Below are 17,068 nucleotides of genomic sequence, written 5' to 3' on the forward strand. Positions count from 1 at the left end.
TATGGCATATACAATTAATGTGGATGAATCTTTAAAAAATGAACTTACTAGATATTTACAAACTGATAAAAATCTAGATACAAGGGAACTATTAGCTGCATATATTAGAGTTTCTCAGGAACATTCAAAATTTAAACAAGAGATAGAACAAATCTCAAATAAAATCCCAACTTTATAAATGAAAAAGGCTTTTTCATTATTTGAAGCAATAATTGTAATTTCTATTTTAGCTTTTGTTTTTGCTTTTATTTTATACAACTACACTTTTTCTTCTAAAAGTTTAACTCAAGCTAAAATAGAAGTAGCTTTAATAAGAGCTTCATTAAATGAAAAAATCACAAAAAATCTTTTACAAAATAAAGTCTTAACAACTATAGATAATGCACAAATAAATAAAGAAAATGAAAAACTATTTAAATATATTTTAAATGAAGCAATACTATCTTCACAAAAAGGTTGGATAAAACTTTCAAATACTAGTTATTTATTAAATTATGATAATAAAAAAGTTAAATTTGAGTATAAAAACAATCACTTTATTTGTTTAGAAAAAAATAATATATGTAAAGAGTTAGAATGAATTATTATGAAGTTGCTATACTAAAATCTCCCCTTTCAAATCTTACATATCAAACCAATGAGCTTATTGAGATTGGAACAAAAGTATTTGTAAAACTTGCTAGAATTAAAAAACTTTGTGAAGCTGTTGTTCTTAAAAAAGTAGAAAAACCAGAGTTTAAATGTGTAGATATACAAACTATTAGTGAAGAGTTTTATTCTTTACAAATGATAGAAATTGCAACTTTTATTTCTAAATACTATGTTTGTAGTTTAGGAGAAGCTTTAAGTGGTTATATTCCTTTTAATAAAAATATTAAAAAAGATAATGAATTAATAAATTTTGATTCAAAAATACAATTATCAAATAAACAACAAGAAGCTTTCTTATATTTAAAAGAAAAAAAACAAGCATTACTTTTTGCAAATACAGGAAGTGGAAAAACTGAAATATATATAAAAACAATAGAAGAGGTTTTAAATAGTAATAAGCAAGCTGTTTTATTAATGCCAGAGATTTCTTTAACTCCTCAAATGCAAAAAAGATTAGAAAAAGTATTTAATACAAGTGTTGCTATTTGGCACTCAAAAGTTACAAAAAAAAGAAAAGCAGAGATATTAGAAAAACTTTTAAGTGGTGAAATAAAATTAATTGCTGGTGCTAGGTCTTCTTTATTTTTACCATTTTATGATTTGGGCTTAATTGTTGTAGACGAGGAGCATGATGAATCATATAAAAGTGACTCAAAACCAAGACTTCAAGCAAAAGATATAAGTTTATATATTGCTAAAAAATATGATATAAGACTTATTTTAGGAAGTGCAACTCCTAGTGCTGGCTCTTTTATAAAAGTTCCTTATTATAGATTAAATGAGACTTTTTATAACTCTTCAAAATTAATACAATTTGATGAAAGTGATGTAAATTTATCCCCTAAAATTTTAAATAGAATAAATAAAAGTTTAGAAAATAATAATCAAGTGATTATCTTTTTACCAACAAGAGCTAATTTTAAATATCAAATTTGTACTAGTTGTGGTAAATCTGTAGAGTGTCCATATTGTTCTGTTTCTATGAGTTTGCATAAAAATGATTTAGCTTTAAAATGTCATTATTGTGGATATGCTCAACAAATACCTGAGTTTTGTCCTTCTTGTAATAATGGAATTATTCATAATCTAAGAGTTGGAACTGCACAAATTGAAGAGGAACTAAAAGAACATTTCCCAAATAAAGTTATTAAAAGATTTGATAGGGATGAGATAAAAACAGACAATAAATTAAAAACTATTTTAAATGAATTTAATAATAATAAAATAGATATTTTAGTTGGAACACAAATGCTTTCAAAAGGACATGATTATCATAATGTTAAACTTGCAGTTGTTTTAGGAATAGATTCTGTTTTAAATATGAACTCTTATAAAGCAAGAGAAAGAGCTTTATCTTTGCTTATTCAAATTTCTGGTAGAAGTGGAAGAAAAGGTGAGGGTGAAGTAATAATACAAACAAAAAATCAAGAGTTTTTTGAACACTACTTAACAAAAGTTGATTATGAAGAGTTTCTAAAAGAAGAGTTAGAATTTAGACAAGAGTTATATCCTCCTTATGTGAAAATGGCAAGAGTTATTTTTGCTCATACTAATGGGTTAAAAGTAAAAGAAGAATTGGATAAATATGTAGCTTTTTTAAAACAAAAGCAAGATATTGAAGTTGTAGGTTTTGGTCAAAGTGCTATTTTTAAAATGGCAAATAAATATAGATATGAGATTCTTTTGCGTTCAAATAATATAAAAGCTTTACTTTTAGCCTTGCATAGTATTGATTCAACCATGGCCTTTATTGATATGGATACAAATTATTAATTAAACCAAATTATTGTATAATCCACAAAATTTCAAGGAGAATAAATGGCTTACACTAAAGAAGATTTTAAACAATTAGTAACAGATATTCAATCTCAAGCATGGTATAAAAATCCTATTGGATTTGGTATTGCAAGAGTTGATAGAGGACAATTAAACAGTGATAAGATTTTACAAGCAACTTATCCAGTAGTAAACTGGGAAGAAAATTTTGGAAGTGCAGCAATTTTTTTAAATGCTTTAAAAGAAAGTGGTGTAGAAGTTGATACTTCAAAATCAGAATTAGTTTGTGATATTAGTGATAAATTTTTAGAAAAATGTATAGAGTCTTTTAGACCATATATTCCTGAAGCAAAAGGAAATGAGCATAAAAATGTTCAAGTTATTTCAACTTTAGCTTCTTTACCAATTGATAGTGGATTAACTGCAAATAATTTTAAAGTTGTATTTATTTTTGAAAATGCAGAACCACAAAGTGCTGAAAGTGTATATTTAAAACTTTATGCTTTATCTTTAGGAAAAGCAAAATTAAGAAGTCTTAATTTAAATGGTGCATTTGGTAAATTACAAAATTGTGCTTGGGTTGGAAATCAACCTATTGAATTAGATTGGTTAAGAGAAAATGAAATTGTATTAAAAATCTCAGGAAAATATCCAACTATTGATATGGTAGATAAATTCCCAAGATTCTTAGGACATGTAATCCCTGCTGATAATACAAGAATCCTAGAGACTTCAAAAGTAAGATTTGGAGCACAATTAGCTGCTGGTACAACAGTAATGCCAGGTGCAGCATATATTAACTTTAATGCTGGAACAGAAGGTGCAGTAATGGTTGAGGGAAGAATTTCTTCTAGTGCTGTTGTTGGTGCTGGTTCTGATGTTGGAGGAGGAGCTTCTATTCTTGGTGTACTTTCTGGAACAGATGGTATTCCTGTTACTATTGGAGAAAATACTCTTCTTGGAGCAAACTCTTGTACAGGAACAGCTATTGGTGATGGTTGTATTATTGATGCTGGAGTTACAATTTTACCAGGTACAAAAATCTCACTTTCTGATAAAGCTGTTGAGCAATTAAAAGAAATTAATCCAAATAAACAGATTAAAAATATTATGAAAGGAAGTGACTTCTTAGGTGTAAATGGAGTTCACTTTAGAGTAAATTCTCAAACTGGACAAACAGTTGCTATGAGAAGTACAAGAGAAGTTAAATTAAACGCAGATTTACACTAATTTTGTAATATATATAAAGGCAAAGAGAAATATCTCTTTGCCTTTTTTTAGGAGTATCTTTGAAAAAAATGGATTTTTTATTCTGGACAGCCTTAATCCTTATCGCACTTTTTTATATTTTTAAAGGCAACGATATGCATAAACAAATAGATGCAAAAAGAGCTCAAAATATGCAGCAAAACTCTAATAAATAAGCTATTTTATTAGAGCTTTTAAACTTTTTTCAGTAAATAATCTAAGATTTTCATTTTTTAGCATTTTTAATTCATTTACAAAACCACTTTTTGAAAATAAAATAAAAATTTGTGCATCTAATTTTATATCTTTACAATCTTCTATAAGTTTATTTAAATCTTTTTTCTTTAATTTACTATTTGTATATTTGCAATTTGCTGCAATAATTTTATTATTTGAAGTTTTTGCAACTAAATTAATAGTTATATTTTCATCCCAATATTTTCCAATATTTTTTAGTTTATCTTCTTTATAAACTTCATCTAAAAATTCTAAACATAACTCTTCAAAAATAAACTCTTCGAAGCCATCTTTTCTATTTTCATATCTTTTATAAAACTCTTTATAATCTTTACTTTTAATTCCTTTATATATTGGAGAGACAAAGGCAAACCAAAATCTCAAAAATGGTGTAGTAAATAAAAGTTTTTTAGCTATTTTTTTATCATTTCTTCTATCTAATAAAAATTGTGAAGAAGACTCTATTTCTATAATATCTCTATCAAGTAAATTTTCTACACATTTCATCCCCTCTTCAAAGCTTATATGAGCTCTTTTAAAAGAAGAGTTAGTTCTTCTATCTCCAAGTGCAATAGCAGATAATAAAGCGTGATCTACACTATATCCACCTGTTAGGGTATGAATTTCTCTTTTTAACTCTTCATACTTTTTTAATATATGCGTCTCAATTAATTCTAAAAGTGGTTTAGAAGTATCAATTTTTATATCTAATCCACCAAAAATAGTAAAATATTTAACTGCAATATTCATATCTTCAATATTGTTATTTTTGCAAAATAATTTAAATTGGTCTTTTGTTGATAAATTTAATTGTATGATTTTAAATCCTTGTTTTTTTTTAGATTATAACATATTTGTTACTACTTTATTTAATGTTTAAGAGATTTAAGGTACATTCTTTTATAAAATTTAAAAAAGATTTTATATAAAATTACAATTCTCTTAAAAATTATATATCTTTATAGAGTAAATAAAACTACATACAAATAAAAATAGATAAAATTATAAAATATTAATATAAGGCAAATAATGGAAAATAATTATAATATTGGTGGACAAATTTGGGTTCAAAAAAATGGTGGAAATTTTATGGGACCTGGAAGAATTAATTTACTTGAAAAATTAATTGAAAATCCAAGACTTACTTTAGCTTGTAAAGAAGCAAATATGGACTATGAAGTGGCTTTAAAAAACTTAGAATCCATAAATAAAATTGCCCAAGAGCCTTTAACAACTATAAGTGATAATGAAACTTATGAAGTTACGCAGTTTGGCAAAAAAATTATAAAAATCTATAAAAAATTAAAAGAAGAGCATGATATACAACTGCAAGAATTAAATAAAAGATTTTTAGATGAAATAGAAGAGTATTTAGATTCTAAATAGATCTTCTGGGTCTATATGAAAAGAGTCTTTTGTTGCTTGGAAATTTAAAGTATCATTTACCCTTCCTATTACATAACCTTTTTTTATCCATTTTCCTACTCTTAAAGTGGGAGCAATCTCATCTAAGTGTGAATAAATAGTATGTAAGCCATTTTTGTGCTGAACTATAACAACATTTTCTAACATCCCTGCATTTTTTTTAGCATAAACAATTTTTCCATTAAAAATAGAATAAACTTTTGCTTTTGTCATTTTTGTTTTTAAAACAATTGATTCATTAAAAAGTTGGATTTTATATACAGGGTCATAATACTTTCCAAATTTTTTTAAAACTTCAAAATCTTTTAAAGGTGAAATAGTTTTTCTTCCTCTATATTTTGAGATTTTAACCCCTTTTGTAGAAGAACCTAACATTCTCACATCTAAATCAATATTTTGAGCATATTTCTCTTGCATTTCAGCTTTAGTTTTAGAAGTTTTATTTGCTTGTTCTTTTTCTCTTTGCTTTTTAAGTGCTAAAAGTCTTCTTTGTTCTTTTTGTCTAGCAATTCTTTCTTTTTCTAACTCTTTATCTTTTAAGATATTTAGATCTTCAAGTAGTGAAGCTAAATTTTGTTGTTGTTGTATTACTTTTTTTAGTTCATTTTGATAAATTTCATGTTTTACTTCTAAAGATTTTAAAGATTTGGCATGATTAGATATTAGAGTATTTAACTCCTTTTTTTTTGCCATTCTTTCTTCTATATATTCACTAATTTTATCTATTTGTTTTTCATTTTCTTTTTTATTTTGAGTAATAGTTTCATAATTATTATTTAATTTTAAGATTTGATCTTTTGAGTGTTGTGATAATAAAGTATAAATTTCATTGTCTATTAGTTCTTCTTCTGAGTGTTCTTGTGCTAATTTTATAGCAATAGATGAGATAAAATTTTCTATTATTGTATCTACTATTTGTTCTTCACTACTCTTTTTTTCAGCAATTAAATTTTCAGATTTTTTTTGAAGATTATCTAAATCTTTTTTTGAATTATCAAGTAATTCTTGGTGTTTTTTAATATCTTCATTAACATTTACAATTTGTGTTTCTAATTTAGTAAGTTCACTATTTTGAGTCTCTATTTGTTTTACCAATATTTTTATTTTAAGACTTGTTCTCATCTTTTTTGAGTTATTTTTATCAAGAATATTTTTATTTGCTTCAATTTTTTTTTCAATATTTTTACTTGAAGCAAATGATAAATTAACAATAATAAAAAGAGAAACTATAATTTTAATCATTTTTAATTTTATACTTTACTAATACACCAAAGATTGTTAATATTGAAATACCAAAAGACAAAGAAAAAAGTTTTAATAACTCTTTGTTTAAAGATAAATCAACATTTACAATACCATTTAATTCTTGTGGAAAAACAAGAGTTAAATTATTTACCAAGAATATAAATACTCCTGCAACTATTAAAAAAGCTAAAAATGAACTAAAAATAGCATATTTTATAATAGTAGAAGAACTATATAAAATAGAGGCACCATGTAGTTGTAAAATAGCTATTTTTTCTTGATGTTCATAAAACCATATTTGAATTTGTTTTGCTAAAATTAAAATAGAAAAGATAAGTATAACCACAAATAAAATTAAACTTATTTCATTAATTAAAAGTAATAATAAATATACTTGGTTATGATTTTTTGAAAAAATCTCAACTTTTCTAATATTTTTATTTTTATAAAGTTCATCTTTTATTTTATTTAATTCAGTAGTTGTTGGAAACTCTTCAAGATGAATTTTATAAAAATTTGGAAGTTTTTGTTTTAATAAAGTAATAGAAGTATCAGAAAGATTTGATTTTATATCATCAATAATCTTTTCCCTTTGTAAAGTTACTATTTTACTTACTTTTATATTTGCTAATTCATTTATCTGCTCTTTTATTAAAGGCGTATTTGTAATAACTACAATTGAGTAATCATTTGAGATTTTCTTTTTATATTCTTTTACTATATTTTGTGTAAATAAATATAAAGTAAAAGTTATTAACATAGCACAAAGTGGTATTACAAAAGCAAATATATTTTTAAGAAACTTCATATATTATCCCATCTTCAATTGATAACTGTCTAAACCTAATGCCAAAATTTTTAGGAACTCTATGTGTAACAACTACAACTGTAATCCCTAGTTGTTCATTGGCACCTTTTAGTAAATTCCATACCACTTCAGCAGAATAATCATCTAAATTTCCTGTTGGTTCATCAGCAATAATTAGTTTTGGATTATGGGCAAGTGCACGAGCAACGGCAACTCTTTGTTGCTCTCCACCACTTAATTCATTTGGATAATATCCAGCTCTATGTGCTAACTTAACATGAGCTAAAAGTTTATTTGCTTGATCTTTTGATATGTCATGTGAATAGCCATTTATTTTTAGAGGAATCATAATATTTTCCTCTATTGTCCATTCATTTATAAGTTTATAATCTTGAAAAATAATACCAATATCTCTTCTTAACTTTCTTAAGCTTTTAGAAGAAATACTATTCATCTCTTGGCCATCTATATTTAAACTTCCATGTTTAAGTCCAATATCTCCATAAAAAGACTTTAGTAGGGTAGATTTACCACTACCACTTGTCCCTCCAATAAAAATAAATTCTTTACTATTTATTGAAAAGTTACCTTTTTTTATAATAAATTTATTTTCATCATATGCCAAGTAGATATTTTTTGCTTGTATCATTATTTTAAAATCTCTTTTAACCTTTCATGAGCTTTTATATTTGCACTTGTTGGAAGAGGATTTCCTTGGAAATATCTAGCTTTTTTATTTTCAATATAGATATATTTGCTAAGTGGTCTATTAAAACTTCCAATAGTTACTTGAATAAGTCCAGAATCTTTATCTATTGTAAAAACTTCTTCAATATTTATTACAAAATCTTCTTCAACCATAGGTTTAGAAGGGATATTTTTTACTAGTTTTTCTAAATCAATCTCATCAAATGAAAAATCATGTTTTAAGTTTATATCTTCATCTTCTTTTTGTGCTTCTAATACCACATCATAAATATGTTTACCTTGTTTTTTCCATCTATCTTCATATTTACTAGATACTTGTAAATCTTTATTAATATCAATAGTGATTTTTCCACTATTTAAATTTGTAAGAAGACCTACACAAAAATCAAAATACTTTCTACTATCTGTTCTAAGTTCTAAAGTTCCAGAAGGTTTTAAAACTCTTAATGCTTCATCTATAAAAGCATTTGAATAGATTCTTCTATGTGGTTTTTTATCCCAAGGCACAGGGAAATGAACAAAGATTTTTCCTACTTTATTTGAATTAATAAATTCCATAAATAGTCTTGCATCATAATTTACTACTAATACATTTGTAATATTTTGAATTTTTAATTGTTTTAAAAGTTGCTCTATTGAAGGAGTATGTATCTCTAAACCAATAAATTGAACATCAGGATTATTTTTTGCTTGATAAAGTAGATGTCTTCCACTTCCAAAACCAATTTCAATTTGAATCTCTTTAGTAGTTTGAAACTCATTTACAAAATAATCAATCTCTTTTAAATACTCTTTTTGTGGTTGTATTTTAAGAGCAGTAAAACTATTAGTATTTGAAAATACTATATTACCTTCTACTTTTTGTATAAAACTATTTAAAGCCTCTTTAACTATTGTTACAGGTGTAACTCTTGTTATTTTATCTGCTTTTAACATCTTATCTTCATTTTTATTTTTTAAAGTTAATAAAAACTCTTTGTTTTCATAACTTACACCTATTTTATACTCTGTTCTTCTTTCTTTATCTGTAAAGTTATATGATTGTGCACAAAAATTAAATAAGACACCATTTTTTTCAAATGGTGTCTTAATATCTTCATAATTATTAAATACGATATGTGGCATGGATTAATTTAACTCTTTCAATTTTGGTAATACTAATTCTGTTGGTGCAGTTTTTTCAGAAGCAATTCCAAATTCATCAACTGCTTGTATTGCATAACTATATTCAACACCTCTTACAATATCTTTATCTTCATATCTTAAGGCATCTATTCCAGTTATTTTTATAGTTTTTTTATCAAAAAAACCATCTTTGATTGTTTTATATACATTGTAACTAACTGTTCTTTTATCAGCACTTTGCCAGTTTAATATAGCTCTTTCTCCTTGAATTTGAGCTAGAGTGATAATAGGTTTATTAACTTTTGCTAATGTTGAACCCATAACAGCATTTATTTCTTTACTACTTTCTAAGTTATCAACATCTGTAGTTGTAACCTTATAAAAATAGATTTTTCCATCTTCATTTACAAAATCTTCAAAATTTAAAGTTTGTGCATTTACTGTTTTTACTAAAGAAAAACCACCTGTTGCACTTGAACTTCTATAAATATTATATTTTAATACATCAGAAGATTCAGAAGGTTGCCAATTTAAGATTATTTTTCTTGGTTTATCATTTGTTGCATTTAATTGTGTTGTTCCATTAGGAAGAGCTTTTGTTTGAGCTTTTACTATTTCACTTGGTTTTGTTGCAATATCATCAAAAGTATAAGCAATTACTCTATAATTATAAACAACATTATCTTTTAAATCTTCATCTATATATTCAGCTTGTAATCTTCCTTCAACTTCAGCTAATTTTTCCCATTTTGGAGTTTGTGGTGAACTTTTTTCTATTTTATAGTAAGCAATTCTTTCATTTGTATGTGGTCTCCATACAATTTTAATTTGTCTTGGAAGATTTGAAATTGCTTGTATAAAACTAACACCTTCAGGAACATCTAGTGTTGATACTACATAATCACTTGTTGTTCTTGATTCAATATCGCTTTTTGTTGCACTTGAAATTTTATAAACATATTTTGTATTTGGTTCAACTTCAGTATCAACATAATGTGTTGCATATTTATTTTTAATTGTATCAATTAATTGTAGTTTAGTTCCGTCTTTTTCAAGATTTGCTCTATAGAAGTGGTATCCCACAACTCTACTATCATCAACTTTTCTCCATTCAAAGGCAATGGCATTAATATCTGCTATTGTTCTAATTGAATTAGAATCAACAACTTCTAAAGTATCATCAATTTTTGGTTTTTTAGGATCTAATAAATCTCCTTTATAACTACACCCACTAACTAAAATTATTAAAGCAAGTGATGATGTTATTTTCATCAAGTTTTTCATTCAGTCCATTCCTTTCAAAGTTATTTTCTAAAAACTCTTTCATATCATTTGGTATCTTAGCTTTAAAGTTCATCTTTTCATTTGTAGTAGGATGATATAAATATAAACTATAAGCGTGTAGATAAAATCTATTTATTTTATTTAATTCGCCCTTAAATCCATATAAATTATCCCCTAGTATATGCCTATTTATCGAACTTATATGAACTCTAATCTGATGTGTTCTTCCTGTAAAAAGTTTTGCTGCTATAAGCTCATATTTTTCATTTTTACTTAATGCAATTTTACAAAAAGCAGACTTTGCATTTTTACCATTTTCAATTATTGCCATTTTAAGTCTATTTGTTGGATTTCTAGAAATTGGTTTTTCAATAACTAAATTTTCTTTTAAAGGTAAATCAATTATTGCTAAATAATATCTTCCCATTGATTTATCTTCAAGCTGTTTAGCTAAATTAACATGAGCTTCATTTGATTTTGCCACAACCATAACACCACTAGTTCCTTTATCTAATCTATGAACAATCCCATGTCGTTCTTCTCCACTAATTGTAGATAAAGAGATATTTTTTAGTTTAAGCCAATCAACTAAGGTTGCATCTTTTACACTTGGGGCTTCATGCACTGTTAAATTATAAGGTTTATTTATTACTAAAATATGTTCATCTTCATAAATAATTTCAACATCTTTATCTTTTAATGAATTTTTTAAAAATTCTTCATCTTTTATGGGTGAAATTTCAGCTTCTGGAAAATTTACTTCTATATTTTGATTCTCTTTTAATTTTATCCCAGTTTTTTCAATAACCTTACCTTCAACCTTTACAAAACCCTTCTTTATTAGTTGTTCTATTTGATTTCTTGATGCGTCTATATGCAACGCTAAAAATTTATCTAGTCTATTTGTCTCTTGAACAATAAAATTTTTATTCATATTTTGCTACTCTTTCATTATGCGAATATTTGATAAGAGAATTGTATCTCATTTTGATTATGTATTAATTATATTTATTTTACCATTAATCTTATTATCATATCATTTGATAAATGAAACAAATGAAATTTTAGCTAATAAGCAATTGGTATATTTTTCTATTTCACTACTGGCTTTTATTGGTGTATTTATTTTTCCAATAAGAAAAAATATTAGGTTTATTCCTTTTTTATATTGGTTAGGAATAATATTACTTTTAGCAGTGGAATTTTTTGGTGAAGCAAGGCTTGGGGCTAGGAGATGGTTGAGTATTCCTTTTATAAATACTACAATACAGCCCTCAGAATTAATAAAACCTGTTTTTATTTTAATGTTAGGTTATCTAATTCAAAATAGACCACCTCAATCTGGTGGATATAATTTAAAAGATTTTATATACTTTTCATTTTATATTCTTTTGCCTTTTGTTTTAATAGCAAAAGAGCCTGACTTAGGAACAGCTTTAGTTTTATTACTTGTAGGTTATGGAATTTTATTTATTATTGGAGTTAATTGGAAAATTTGGGCTACTATTATTCTTTTTATAGGAATTAGTTCCCCTTTATCTTATACTTATTTAATAAAAGATTACCAAAAGAAAAGAATAAAAGATTTTATTTCAGAAAAACCAAGCTATCACGTTCAACAATCAATTATTGCAATAGGTTCGGGTGGACTTAGTGGAAAAGAAAGTGATGAAGCAACTCAAACACAGCTTAAGTTTTTACCTATTGCTACAAGTGATTTTATTTTTGCTTTTTTTGTTGAAAGATATGGTTTTTTAGGTGCAGTAGGGCTTATTTGTTTATATGCTTTAATAATATTTCACCTTTTATTAATGAATTACTATTTTAAAGATGATTATGTCATTAGAGTCTTTGCTTCAGGCTTAGGACTTTTAATTTTCTTAAATATGAGTGTAAATATTCTTATGGTTATAGGATTTGCACCTGTTGTTGGACTTCCTTTGCCTTTATTTTCTTATGGCGGAAGTTCTTTTATTAATTTTATAGTTTTATTTGCTATTTTGGAAAATTTATTAGCATTTAGATTTATGGATATGTATGAATTTGAAAGAAAATTATAACTTATAAACTACAAGTGCAAAAAAGACTTTTATATAATTAAAAGCTTCTTTTGTGCTTAATAATTATTGCTTTTTATTATACTTTTAATATCTTCAAAAACATTTTCTTTAACTTTTGTAAATCCTAAAATTTGATTTATTTCCGGTTTTGCTTTATATTCTAATAAAAGTTTTTTTATATTATTTGTATCTTGAAAGTTTAATTTTGAAGAAGAGATAAAAACATCTAAAGGTATAGGGTAACTAACAGCTAAGATTTTTATTTGATTTGCGTAAAGTTTTTGAGTATCATAAACAACTTGATCAAAAGTTCCTGCTGCATCAATTGAGTTATTTAATAAAGCTTCTATTACTCTATTATGCTTTTTTAAAAAGAAATATTTAGAAAAATCTTTTTTATAATCTATACCTTCTTCTTTTAGCATAAAATTTGGATATAAAAATCCAGAAGTTGAATTTTTATCAGTAAATCCAAATCTTTTTCCTTTTAAATCTTTTATACTATTTATTTCATTATTTTGCATTTTTGTAATGATAAAGCTATTGTAATACCAAGTTATTTTATCATTTATTAATCTTAAGCTTGTTGCTAAGTAATTTGTATTTTCCAATTCATTAAGATTTTTTATATATAAATAGCTACCAAGTGATGCTATATCAATTTGATTTTTTTTAATAAGTGAAATTAGATGTTTGTAGTCTCTACTAACTATTAATTCTAGTTTATATTCACTATTTTTATTAATATATTCTAATAAAGGAGAATATACCTTTACTAGTTCTTCTTTTGATTTATATGGAATTACTCCAATTATAAGATTTTTTGAAAAAAGTGAAATAGTAAAAAATATACTTAAAATAAAAAATCTCATAATTTATCCTTTTATACAGTCTCTTCCTGAATTTTTTGCTTCATATAAGAAATTATCAGCAATTTTAAACATATGGTCTTTTGAAGTAAAATTACTATCATATTCCACATATCCAAAACTTGAAGAGATTTTTAATCCATTAATATTTATATTACGTATTTTATCTCTTAGTTTTTCACAAAGTTTTTTACACTCCGCTGCATTTGTTCTTGTACAAACTATTAAAAACTCTTCTCCACCAAATCTTGCTATATAATCAGTTACTCTAATATTAGTTCTTAAAATTCTTGCAAATTCTACTAAAACTTTATCTCCCATATCATGTCCATACTTATCATTTATGGCTTTAAAATAATCAATATCTAAGATAATTATTGAAAAAATTGTGTTGTATCTTCTTGCTTCTTCAAATTTTAAACTAAAAATAGAATCTATTTTTCTTCTATTATAAACTTGAGTTAATTGATCAATTTGAGATAACCTTTCAAGTTTAATTTTATCTTTTTGAACTTGTATTGCCATACTTTGAATAGCTTTTGCAATAGAGTTTATTTCATGCATCACATTTGTTTTATATATTTGTTTTACATCTTTTCTTAATTGTATTAAAGAGATTTTATTATTAGAAAAAGAAGATAGAATTTCTGTTAATTTTATATATGGTTTTAGATGTTTTTTTATAATAATAAAAAGTAGTATTGATAAAAATATAACTAATGAAAGTAATGAAAAGAAAAGAAATTCTCTTAACTTTTTAGTTGCTTCAATATCTTTATCAAGTAAAGAATTATAAATTAAAATATCTTCTATTTTTTCTATTTTATTTATATCTATATTCTTTTTTACTGATAGATTAAAAAGCGTACCATTTTCTAAATTTTCTAAAAAGTTACTCTTAATTTCTTGAGCAATTAAGATAAAACCAACACTTTTCCCATATTGAAGAACTTTTTTCCCAATTATTAAGCATAAAGTATTATCAATATAATCAATTTTATGTAAAACACCATTTGTTTTAAGTATTTTATAAAAATCTTTATTTATTAAAGTATCAGAAAATTTAAATTCATCATGGGCTCTTGATAATACAACTGCATTTAAGTCCACAAAAAAAATCATTTTTTGAGAGTCTAAAAACTTTTTACCCCATATTGTAAGAAGGTCATTATCATTGAACCTAAAAGCATCTTTTACTTCATAAACAGAAGAAATTATATTTAAATTAACATATATTTGTTTTATAATTTCATTTATTTTATTGCTTATAATTGATTTATCTTTTAACTCTTTTTTATAAAAGTTTTTAATTTGATTATTTATTACATGGTCAATTTGAATAAAACTTATAGATATAATTATAATAAGAGGAATTAATGCAGTTACAAAGATTTTTGTATATAGGTTCATTGTGTCATTCTTATAACTTTTTTATTAATATAACTAAATTATAATAATATTTCTATTAACTTAAATTTTATTAAATATATTAATAAAGTCTATAATATACATAGATTCTAATCTTTGTAACTTCTTTTGGCCTTGGATAATCTTTATATGCAATCTCAATTGTTTCTATGGTATTTTTATCTAAAGTAGCATAACTAGAAGAATTAATAATTTTTAAATCCTTTATATCGCCGTTTGGATATAAGAAAAATTCTACTACATTTACTCCTTGTTGTCCTGTTCTTACTGCAATTCGTGGATAACCTTTTTCATATAAATATCTTTGAGTTATTTCTCCAATTTTTTTTAAACTATTTTGTAAGAAAGCTTTTTGAACTTTTGTAAATTTATTATACTCTTCTCCATATAGTTTTATATAGCTTTTTGTAACTTCATCTAGTAACTCTTTATCTAATACAGGCTCACTTAATAAAAAGTTTTCTAAAGATTTTTTATCAACACTTTTTCTTCTTTCTTGCGGTTTTATTTCCTCTTGAACTTTTTTAAAGTTTTGTTCTTCTTTTTGAATTTGTTTTTTTGCTTCTTTTTTTATGGGAATTATAGGTTTTTTTTCTTTTTTTTGTGGTTCTATTTTTTTAGGAACTTTTTTTAATTCTTTTTTATACTCTTTTTGTACTACTTGTTCTTTTGGTTTAACAACCTCTTTTACAATAGGTTTAGGTTTTGTTAGCTTTACATAAGTAATTGTGCTTTTATTATCTTTTGCTTTTTTATCAAAAGTTTTTTCAACTTTTTCTTCTTTTTTTTCCAGTTTATAGTTGTATAAAAATAAAATATGAATAGTTATTGATAAAATAAATGCTAGTATAATCGTTTTCATAACGGGATTATAGTACAATAATGCTTTTAAATTTAACTAAGAATAGGATTATAAATGTTTGATAAGTCAATAACTGCATATGAAGAAGCAAAAAAAGTAATTCCAGGTGGGGTAGATTCTCCTGTAAGAGCCTTTAAAAGTGTAGGGGGAACACCACCATTTATTCAAAAAGGGGAGGGTGCTTATCTTTATGATATAGATGGAAATAAATATTTAGATTTTGTTCAAAGCTGGGGACCATTGATTTTTGGTCATTGTGATAAAGATATTGAGCAAGCAGTTATTGCAACAGCAAAAAATGGTTTAAGTTTTGGAGCACCAACTATATTAGAAACTGAACTTGCAAATGAAATTGTTGAGATGTATGATAATATTGATAAAGTAAGATTTGTAAGTTCAGGAACAGAAGCTGTAATGAGTGCTATTAGATTAGCAAGGGGAGTTACTTCAAAAAATGATATTGTAAAATTTGAAGGATGTTACCATGGACACTCTGATTCTTTACTTGTTCAAGCAGGTTCAGGGATGGCTACATTTGGAAGTCCTAGTTCTCCTGGTGTTCCAGCAGATTTAACAAAACACACTTTACTTTGTGAATATAATAATATTGAAAATTTAAGAAAGTGTTTTAAAGATAGTTCAGATATTGCTTGTATAATAATTGAGCCAATTGCTGGAAATATGGGATTAGTACCTGCAACTCAAGAGTTTTTAGATGAGTGTAGAAAACTTTGTGATGAAAATGGTGCTCTTTTAATTTTTGATGAAGTTATGAGTGGCTTTAGAGCAAGTTTAACAGGAGCTCATGGAGTAGTAAACACAAAAGCTGATATTGTAACTTTTGGAAAAGTAATTGGTGCTGGTATGCCTGTTGGTGCTTTTGCTTCTTCAAAAGAGATTATGGGGCATTTAAGTCCAGATGGGGCAGTTTATCAAGCAGGAACTTTAAGTGGAAATCCAGTTGCTATGGCAGCAGGACTTGTAAGTCTTAGAAAACTAAAAGCAAATAAAGAGATTTATGAAACTCTTTCTTTAAAAGCATTAAGATTAGTTAATGGTTTAAAAGAAGTTGCAACAAAAAATGGTATAAATTTACAAGTAAATACAAGAGGGTCTATGTTTGGATTTTTCTTTTGTGATAAAGAACCAAAAAACTTTAAAGAAGTTGGAACTTGTGATTTTGCTAAGTTTGGAAAGTTTCATAATGAAATGCTTAAAAAAGGTTTTTATTTTGCTTGTTCACAATATGAAGCAGGATTTATTTCAACAGTAATAACTGATGAGATGATTGATGAGTGTATAAATGCTGCAAATGAAGTTATGTCAAATTTATAATTAGGGA

The 17,068-nt window shown here is 25.3% G+C and carries 18 protein-coding genes; 8 read left to right on the forward strand and 10 right to left on the reverse strand.

Going from position 1 to position 17,068, the window contains the following annotated elements; all coding sequences use genetic code 11:
• The first annotated feature begins 1 nt into the window (after position 1).
• From AMYT_RS06245 to AMYT_RS15135, 5 genes are read left to right on the forward strand one after another with little or no spacing between them, the layout of a single operon-like run.
• Positions 2-178 (forward strand): hypothetical protein, encoded by a 177-nt coding sequence (locus tag AMYT_RS06245; RefSeq protein ID WP_228197905.1) that lies wholly within the window; start codon positions 2-4, stop codon positions 176-178.
• On the forward strand, positions 179-580 hold the full coding sequence (locus AMYT_RS06250; RefSeq protein WP_114841695.1) for a type II secretion system protein: 402 nt from the start codon (positions 179-181) through the stop codon (positions 578-580).
• Complete coding sequence (locus AMYT_RS06255) at positions 577-2,424, forward strand: primosomal protein N' (protein WP_114841696.1); 1,848 nt, start codon at positions 577-579, stop codon at positions 2,422-2,424. Before AMYT_RS06250 ends, AMYT_RS06255 begins: the two co-directional genes overlap by 4 nt.
• Before the next feature lie 45 nt (positions 2,425-2,469).
• Complete coding sequence (locus AMYT_RS06260; protein ID WP_114841697.1) at positions 2,470-3,657, forward strand: tetrahydrodipicolinate N-succinyltransferase N-terminal domain-containing protein; 1,188 nt, start codon at positions 2,470-2,472, stop codon at positions 3,655-3,657.
• A 59-nt stretch (positions 3,658-3,716) separates the two neighbouring features.
• Entirely contained in the window at positions 3,717-3,851 is a 135-nt protein-coding gene (locus tag AMYT_RS15135) for a hypothetical protein (RefSeq protein WP_265936032.1), read from the forward strand.
• A 1-nt stretch (position 3,852) separates the two neighbouring features.
• On the opposite strand, the gene AMYT_RS06265 is transcribed toward AMYT_RS15135, so the two are convergent.
• Positions 3,853-4,662 (reverse strand): DUF234 domain-containing protein, encoded by an 810-nt coding sequence (locus AMYT_RS06265; protein WP_228197906.1) that lies wholly within the window; start codon positions 4,660-4,662, stop codon positions 3,853-3,855.
• Between the two features lie 279 nt (positions 4,663-4,941).
• Here AMYT_RS06265 and AMYT_RS06270 point away from each other — a divergent pair, with 279 nt between their 5' ends.
• Positions 4,942-5,298 carry a hypothetical protein gene (locus tag AMYT_RS06270; protein WP_114841699.1) on the forward strand — a complete coding sequence of 119 codons (357 nt, stop codon included), beginning with the start codon at positions 4,942-4,944 and terminating at the stop codon, positions 5,296-5,298.
• On the opposite strand, the gene AMYT_RS06275 is transcribed toward AMYT_RS06270, so the two are convergent.
• Genes AMYT_RS06275 through AMYT_RS06300 form a run of 6 tightly spaced genes read right to left on the reverse strand, consistent with a single transcriptional unit; the run spans position 5,284 to position 11,441 of the window.
• On the reverse strand, positions 5,284-6,579 hold the full coding sequence (locus AMYT_RS06275) for a murein hydrolase activator EnvC family protein (protein ID WP_114841700.1): 1,296 nt from the start codon (positions 6,577-6,579) through the stop codon (positions 5,284-5,286). The two genes, AMYT_RS06270 and AMYT_RS06275, sit on opposite strands and share 15 nt — an antisense overlap.
• Positions 6,572-7,390: a cell division FtsX domain-containing protein gene (locus tag AMYT_RS06280; protein ID WP_114841701.1), complete on the reverse strand. Its 819-nt coding sequence runs from the start codon at positions 7,388-7,390 to the stop codon at positions 6,572-6,574. Before AMYT_RS06280 ends, AMYT_RS06275 begins: the two co-directional genes overlap by 8 nt.
• Positions 7,377-8,039, reverse strand: a complete 663-nt coding sequence (locus AMYT_RS06285; protein ID WP_114841702.1) for a cell division ATP-binding protein FtsE — start codon at positions 8,037-8,039, stop codon at positions 7,377-7,379. The genes AMYT_RS06280 and AMYT_RS06285 overlap by 14 nt, the downstream gene beginning before the upstream one ends.
• Positions 8,039-9,223, reverse strand: a complete 1,185-nt coding sequence (trmB, locus tag AMYT_RS06290; RefSeq protein ID WP_114841703.1) for a tRNA (guanosine(46)-N7)-methyltransferase TrmB — start codon at positions 9,221-9,223, stop codon at positions 8,039-8,041. Before trmB ends, AMYT_RS06285 begins: the two co-directional genes overlap by 1 nt.
• A 3-nt stretch (positions 9,224-9,226) precedes the next feature.
• Complete coding sequence (locus AMYT_RS06295) at positions 9,227-10,507, reverse strand: fibronectin type III domain-containing protein (RefSeq protein WP_114841704.1); 1,281 nt, start codon at positions 10,505-10,507, stop codon at positions 9,227-9,229.
• Positions 10,455-11,441, reverse strand: coding sequence for an RluA family pseudouridine synthase (locus AMYT_RS06300; RefSeq protein WP_114841705.1), 987 nt, complete (start codon positions 11,439-11,441; stop codon positions 10,455-10,457). Before AMYT_RS06300 ends, AMYT_RS06295 begins: the two co-directional genes overlap by 53 nt.
• A 19-nt stretch (positions 11,442-11,460) precedes the next feature.
• Between AMYT_RS06300 and AMYT_RS06305 the strand changes: the two genes are divergently transcribed.
• A complete protein-coding gene (locus AMYT_RS06305) occupies positions 11,461-12,567 on the forward strand; it encodes an FtsW/RodA/SpoVE family cell cycle protein (RefSeq protein ID WP_114841706.1) in 1,107 nt (368 codons plus the stop codon).
• Positions 12,568-12,623: 56 nt separating this feature from the next.
• On the opposite strand, the gene AMYT_RS06310 is transcribed toward AMYT_RS06305, so the two are convergent.
• From AMYT_RS06310 to AMYT_RS06320, 3 genes are all read right to left on the reverse strand, one after another.
• A complete protein-coding gene (locus AMYT_RS06310) occupies positions 12,624-13,439 on the reverse strand; it encodes a phosphate/phosphite/phosphonate ABC transporter substrate-binding protein (RefSeq protein ID WP_114841707.1) in 816 nt (271 codons plus the stop codon).
• 3 nt (positions 13,440-13,442) lie between these two features.
• A complete protein-coding gene (locus AMYT_RS06315; RefSeq protein ID WP_114841708.1) occupies positions 13,443-14,846 on the reverse strand; it encodes a GGDEF domain-containing protein in 1,404 nt (467 codons plus the stop codon).
• A 79-nt stretch (positions 14,847-14,925) separates the two neighbouring features.
• Positions 14,926-15,726, reverse strand: coding sequence for an energy transducer TonB (locus tag AMYT_RS06320; protein ID WP_114841709.1), 801 nt, complete (start codon positions 15,724-15,726; stop codon positions 14,926-14,928).
• Positions 15,727-15,780: 54 nt separating this feature from the next.
• Between AMYT_RS06320 and hemL the strand changes: the two genes are divergently transcribed.
• Positions 15,781-17,061, forward strand: coding sequence for a glutamate-1-semialdehyde 2,1-aminomutase (gene hemL, locus AMYT_RS06325; RefSeq protein WP_114841710.1), 1,281 nt, complete (start codon positions 15,781-15,783; stop codon positions 17,059-17,061).
• The last annotated feature ends 7 nt before the right edge of the window (positions 17,062-17,068 follow it).

Source organism: Malaciobacter mytili LMG 24559, assembly GCF_003346775.1.
Lineage (GTDB): Bacteria > Campylobacterota > Campylobacteria > Campylobacterales > Arcobacteraceae > Malaciobacter > Malaciobacter mytili.

What these genes read in the sequence shown, in the direction of transcription:
- AMYT_RS06245 (WP_228197905.1), top strand. Translation starts at nt 2, where the DNA reads ATGGCATATACAATTAATGTGGATGAATCTTTAAAAAATGAACTTACT.
- AMYT_RS06250 (WP_114841695.1), top strand. Translation starts at nt 179, where the DNA reads ATGAAAAAGGCTTTTTCATTATTTGAAGCAATAATTGTAATTTCTATT.
- AMYT_RS06255 (WP_114841696.1), top strand. Translation starts at nt 577, where the DNA reads ATGAATTATTATGAAGTTGCTATACTAAAATCTCCCCTTTCAAATCTT.
- AMYT_RS06260 (WP_114841697.1), top strand. Translation starts at nt 2,470, where the DNA reads ATGGCTTACACTAAAGAAGATTTTAAACAATTAGTAACAGATATTCAA.
- AMYT_RS06265 (WP_228197906.1), bottom strand. Translation starts at nt 4,662, where the DNA reads ATGAATATTGCAGTTAAATATTTTACTATTTTTGGTGGATTAGATATA.
- AMYT_RS06270 (WP_114841699.1), top strand. Translation starts at nt 4,942, where the DNA reads ATGGAAAATAATTATAATATTGGTGGACAAATTTGGGTTCAAAAAAAT.
- AMYT_RS06275 (WP_114841700.1), bottom strand. Translation starts at nt 6,579, where the DNA reads ATGATTAAAATTATAGTTTCTCTTTTTATTATTGTTAATTTATCATTT.
- AMYT_RS06280 (WP_114841701.1), bottom strand. Translation starts at nt 7,390, where the DNA reads ATGAAGTTTCTTAAAAATATATTTGCTTTTGTAATACCACTTTGTGCT.
- AMYT_RS06285 (WP_114841702.1), bottom strand. Translation starts at nt 8,039, where the DNA reads ATGATACAAGCAAAAAATATCTACTTGGCATATGATGAAAATAAATTT.
- trmB (WP_114841703.1), bottom strand. Translation starts at nt 9,223, where the DNA reads ATGCCACATATCGTATTTAATAATTATGAAGATATTAAGACACCATTT.
- AMYT_RS06295 (WP_114841704.1), bottom strand. Translation starts at nt 10,507, where the DNA reads ATGAAAAACTTGATGAAAATAACATCATCACTTGCTTTAATAATTTTA.
- AMYT_RS06300 (WP_114841705.1), bottom strand. Translation starts at nt 11,441, where the DNA reads ATGAATAAAAATTTTATTGTTCAAGAGACAAATAGACTAGATAAATTT.
- AMYT_RS06305 (WP_114841706.1), top strand. Translation starts at nt 11,461, where the DNA reads ATGCGAATATTTGATAAGAGAATTGTATCTCATTTTGATTATGTATTA.
- AMYT_RS06310 (WP_114841707.1), bottom strand. Translation starts at nt 13,439, where the DNA reads ATGAGATTTTTTATTTTAAGTATATTTTTTACTATTTCACTTTTTTCA.
- AMYT_RS06315 (WP_114841708.1), bottom strand. Translation starts at nt 14,846, where the DNA reads ATGAACCTATATACAAAAATCTTTGTAACTGCATTAATTCCTCTTATT.
- AMYT_RS06320 (WP_114841709.1), bottom strand. Translation starts at nt 15,726, where the DNA reads ATGAAAACGATTATACTAGCATTTATTTTATCAATAACTATTCATATT.
- hemL (WP_114841710.1), top strand. Translation starts at nt 15,781, where the DNA reads ATGTTTGATAAGTCAATAACTGCATATGAAGAAGCAAAAAAAGTAATT.